At 62.9% G+C, this 448-nt stretch carries 1 protein-coding gene; it reads left to right on the top strand.

The features are described from left to right. A partial coding sequence (locus EN857_RS33310) for a GTP-binding protein (protein ID WP_145972039.1) occupies nucleotides 1–363 on the top strand: 363 nt, incomplete at its 5' end. Between the last annotated feature and the right edge of the window lie 85 nt (nucleotides 364–448).

Here is a 448-nt window from a genome sequence, read left to right as displayed (position 1 = left end):
CTGAACAGAAAGTTTCCCGACCTCGACATCGTCTTCATCGAATCCGGCGGCGACAATCTCGCGGCCACCTTCTCGCCGGACCTCGCCGATCTGACGCTCTACGTCATCTCGGTCTGCCAGGGCGAGGAGATCCCCAGGAAGGGCGGCCCGGCCATCACGCGTTCCGATTTCCTGATCATCAACAAGAGCGATCTGGCACCCTATGTGAACGTCAACCTCGACGTGATGGAAGCCGACGCCGCCCGCATGCGCGGCAAGCGGCCTTTCGGCTTTACCGACCTGTCGCGCAGCAAAGGCCTGCAGGAGGTGATCGACTTCATCGTCGAGCAGGGCGGGCTGCAGTCGGCGCAGCCTGCGGCCTGATCCACCGGCCGCCTGACCCACCAGTTTGCGGTTGCTGGCCGCCGCCATGCGCGGCATTCTTTAGAAAAACGGAGGATTGCCGATG

It is taken from the genome of Mesorhizobium sp. M4B.F.Ca.ET.214.01.1.1 (genome assembly GCF_004791545.1).
GTDB lineage: Bacteria > Pseudomonadota > Alphaproteobacteria > Rhizobiales > Rhizobiaceae > Mesorhizobium > Mesorhizobium abyssinicae.
This window is presented reverse-complemented; position numbering and strand designations above follow the sequence as displayed.